The 3,399-nt window shown below is 56.4% G+C and carries 3 protein-coding genes; all 3 read left to right on the forward strand.

Annotated features, from left to right (window positions below; translation table 11 throughout):
- The first annotated feature begins 186 nt into the window (after positions 1–186).
- Positions 187–312 (forward strand): hypothetical protein, encoded by a 126-nt coding sequence (locus tag HMPREF2890_RS09340; RefSeq protein ID WP_256387633.1) that lies wholly within the window; start codon positions 187–189, stop codon positions 310–312.
- A gap of 12 nt (positions 313–324) precedes the next feature.
- Positions 325–1,326 (forward strand): virulence RhuM family protein, encoded by a 1,002-nt coding sequence (locus tag HMPREF2890_RS04060; protein WP_210394757.1) that lies wholly within the window; start codon positions 325–327, stop codon positions 1,324–1,326.
- 526 nt (positions 1,327–1,852) lie between these two features.
- Positions 1,853–3,262, forward strand: coding sequence for a protoporphyrinogen oxidase (gene hemG, locus HMPREF2890_RS04065; RefSeq protein WP_070465792.1), 1,410 nt, complete (start codon positions 1,853–1,855; stop codon positions 3,260–3,262).
- Positions 3,263–3,399 lie beyond the last annotated feature (137 nt).

Consider the following 3,399-nt stretch of genomic DNA (forward strand, 5'->3'; position numbering starts at 1 on the left):
GCCTATGGAGCGGGCATCCTTCGGATGCCGGCGTGCTGTCTAAGCCGGTACGTTTGTGCAGAGCGTCCGACCCGTCCGACTTGTCCGGCAAGATAGGCACTCGGCTGGTGCCTAAGCCACGGGGGAAGGGTCTCAGGATTTGTCGGTATCTTTAGCGGTACAAGCAGACAGCTACACCCTATACCTATGACAGAGACAGATCAGAGAGCCATGCTCCGGGCGACCATCCGGAGGATTACCGACAATGTGTGCGCTGACGTCTACGTTTTGGAGGGAACGGCACTTCCCTTGGTGCCCTTATCCATTCACTGAAGCACTAATACAATGATGCAAGAAGGACAAGTCATTATCTATGTCAATGAAGAAGGCGACACTCGTCTCAATGTTTTACTTGAGGATGAGACCGTTTGGCTTTCACAAGCACAGATTTGTGAGCTCTACCAGACAAGTAAGCCTAATGTAAGTGAGCACATAAAGAATATATTTGAGGAGGGGGAGCTGGATGAGAATTCAGTTGTTCGGAAAAACCGAACAACTGCATCTGATGGGAAGACATACCAAGTGAAGTACTACAACTTGGACATGATTATCTCACTTGGATATAGGATCAAGTCGATTATTGCCACGAGGTTTAGACAGTGGGCCACAGCTCGTCTCAAGGAGTATATGATCAAGGGATTTACCCTTGATGACGAGAGACTAAAGAATGGGGGAGGTGGTGCCTACTGGAAAGAGCTCTTAGATAGGATACGAGATATTCGATCTAGTGAAAAGGTAATGTATAGACAGGTCTTGGATTTATATGCCACTGCTATCGACTACGACCCTAAGAGCCCTCTATCAATTACTTTTTTCAAGATGGTGCAAAACAAATTGCACTATGCCACACATGGACAAACAGCTGCTGAGGTGATATTTAACAGGGTGGACTCAGGGAAGGTTTTTGTGGGATTGACGACATTCAAAGGCTCATGGCCAACGCTTGCTGATGCTAAGATCGCGAAGAACTACCTTACGAGTGATGAACTAAAGATCCTAAACAATTTAGTATCCGGATACTTTGACCTTGCAGAGCTTCAAGCGATGCGAAGGAAACCGATGTATATGGAGGACTATATCAGACAGCTTGATAGCATACTCTCATCTACCGGTGAGCAGGTATTAACGCATGCGGGCTCTGTCTCACATAAGCAAGCCATGACAAAAGCAGAGAAAGAGTATAAAAAGTGGCAGAAAAACACGCTGTCTCCCGCTGAAAGGGATTACCTTGAGGCCATCAATGAGCTGAGAGATGAAACTAAGGAACTCAAGTCCAAAAATGAATAGCCTTTATGAGATCGTACGTTGGCTGTAAATACTCCGGTAGGGAGTGAATAGGACAAACCTACAGCTAAAGAGCGATGATCCCTCCGGGGCTTCGCCCCTGCGGGATCGTCCGGTGAGATGGACGGGCGGGAGTCCGGACAGGGCGTCGCACAATCAGTTCGTCCGAGAGCATAACTGGCAGGCGGCACCCCTTGCGGGGTGCCTATCCATAGACATTCTAACACTTCACCCCTTGCGGGTGCACTTCTTTCACAGGGGGGGGCTCTCCGTGGCGATGCGCCGGAGCCTGTAAACCATTGGGAGACCTTTGCATAACACCCCATCTGCGGCGTCACTTTCGAGATTCGGGCTTGGTCATGTGCGTAAGCACACTCCCTTCGCCCTCACTCTCAGTCCCTTGCACCTGGGGTGTTCTGCAAAGTCCCTGCCGAAAAAGCGGTGCTTTTTCGGCGAAAGACCATTTTGCAAAGGTCTTCATTGGCCTCTTTTTTCCCTACCTTTGTCGTAACCAAAGAATAGATAGAGTATGACAGCAGAGGATAAGCAGCAGCCCCGCGTGGTGATCATCGGCGGGGGACTTACAGGTATGTCGGTGGCAGCAGGGTGCGATATGCACGAGATCCCCTTCCTCCTCCTCGAGCGGGAGGAGCGACTGGGGGGACAGATCCAGACACGTCAGCAGGGGGGATACACCTTTGAGACCGGGCCCAATACCGGGTCGGTCTCCACGCCCGAGGTGGCGGAGCTCTTTGAGTACGTCTCCCCGGAGGCGGAGATGGAGGTGGCTAAGTCCGCCTCGGAGGCGCGCTGGATCTGGAAGGGGGACCGCTTCCACCCGCTGCCGTCGGGCCCGATCAGCGGCCTCACCACCCCGCTCTTCTCATGGCGGGATAAGCTGCACATCCCCTTCGAACCCCTCGTGAAGCGGGGCACCGACCCCAATGAGAGCGTCGGGGACCTCGCTGAGAGGCGCCTCGGCAAGAGTATGGTGGACTACGCAGTGGATCCCTTCATCGGCGGGGTCTATGCGGGCGACCCCTACAAGCTGGTGACACGGCTGGCGCTGCCTAAGCTCTACGACCTGGATCGGAAGTATGGGAGCTTCATCGGCGGCTCGATGAAGCTGATGAGGGAGCGGAAGCCGACGGAGCGGGACAAGAAGGCGACGAAGAAGGTCTTCAACGTCGTCGGTGGGCTCTCGCGCCTGATCGAGGGGATCGAGCGAAAGGCCTCACGCAGCGGGCGCTTCGTCACCGGTGCCACCGATATCCGCATCCGTCCCGTGGAGGATCACCGGTATGAGGTGACCTTTACCTCCGGGGGAGAGAGCGAGACGGTCCGGTGCGACCATGTGGTGACGACGATACGGCCCGCCCTCCTGCCCCCTCTCTTCCCGGACGACTGGGCGGGGCGCTTCGATCGCATCCGGACGCTGGTCTACGCCCCGATCACGGAGGTGGTGGTGGGCTTTGACCACCTCCCCGGGGTGGAGCGACGGGCCTTCGGTGCGCTGGTGCCGACCTGCGAGCGGCGGCGGGTGCTGGGGATCCTCTTCCCCTCCTCCTGCTTCGATGGGCGGGTGCCGTATGAGGACAGTGCGCTCTTCACGATATTTATGGGCGGGCTGCGCAATCCGGAGTTAGTGACCGGGACGAGCTTAGAGGAGCGGCAGGAGATCGCCCTCTCGGAGCTGTACGAGATGATGCGGATCCCGCGGGAGATCCGGCCGGACCTCGTCTTCGTCGCCCCCTACAGTCACGCCATACCGGAGTACGACCTGACGACGGATGGGATCCACGAGGACATCCGCCGACTGGAGGCGGAGTACCCGGGACTGCAGATCGCCGGCGGGGTGCGGGACGGCATCGGGATGGCGAAGCGGATCACCCAGGGCATCTCCATCGCTGACGCCATCGCCGGCTACCGGCGCGAGTAAGCGGATAATAGAGCAAAAAAAGCGCTCGCCCCAGTCGATCTTAGGGTGCGGATCGGTCGGCGACATAGCACCTCGGCAGAGATGCCATCCGCCCGTGCCCCCTATCCATCTCGCCTTCCGATCCCGCAGGGGCGAAG

This window comes from Porphyromonas sp. HMSC065F10 (genome assembly GCF_001808555.1).
In the GTDB taxonomy this organism is placed as follows: Bacteria; Bacteroidota; Bacteroidia; order Bacteroidales; family Porphyromonadaceae; genus Porphyromonas_A.

Coding starts and splice junctions, on each gene's coding strand:
- HMPREF2890_RS09340 (WP_256387633.1), top strand. CDS start 187: ATGACAGAGACAGATCAGAGAGCCATGCTCCGGGCGACCATCCGGAGG.
- hemG (WP_070465792.1), top strand. CDS start 1,853: ATGACAGCAGAGGATAAGCAGCAGCCCCGCGTGGTGATCATCGGCGGG.
- HMPREF2890_RS04060 (WP_210394757.1), top strand. CDS start 325: ATGATGCAAGAAGGACAAGTCATTATCTATGTCAATGAAGAAGGCGAC.